Source organism: Mycobacterium colombiense, assembly GCF_001665835.1.
Lineage (GTDB): Bacteria > Actinomycetota > Actinomycetes > Mycobacteriales > Mycobacteriaceae > Mycobacterium > Mycobacterium colombiense_A.
In genome coordinates, this window is record NZ_LZSX01000094.1 from 1 (window position 1) to 528 (window position 528).

At 67.6% G+C, this 528-nt stretch carries 1 pseudogene; it reads right to left on the reverse strand.

Features of this window, described 5'->3' with window-relative positions:
- A pseudogene (locus A5760_RS23710) lies at window positions 1-528 on the reverse strand (class I SAM-dependent methyltransferase); the annotation flags it as partial.

Sequence of the window (528 nt, forward strand, 5' to 3'; positions counted from 1 at the left end):
CGTCGGCCACATCGGCCGGCTGCACCCGCAACCGCACCCGATCCCCCCACGGCTGCGCGGCCACCGCCGCCTGCAGCTTGTGGATCGTCGGCGCCGAAAAGTCCGTCGCCCAATACTCAGCACACACCGGCGCGATCTGGGACAACACCAGGCCCGAACCCACGCCGAGCTCCAACACCCGCCGCGGCCGCATAGCCAGGATCCGATCCACCGTGGCCGAACGCCACTCTTCCATTTCCTCGAGCGGAATCGGCTCACCGGTCAGGCTGCTGTTCCAGCCGCGGAAATCGCTGCCGAACTCCGGCGCATCGATTTCAGCGTCGTAGAGCTCGTCGTAGATGTGTTGCCACTGGTCGACTATTTCGGCGTCGTCATCGGCGCCGGCGGCGGCGGTGTGCTCGAGGGTCACATACGCGACGAGATGGGAGGCAGTGTCGCCGTGGTGCATAACGGCCGCGGCCTGGGTGACCTGCGGGCAGGCCAGCAGGGTGTTTTCGATCTCGCCCAGCTCGATGCGCTGGCCGCGCC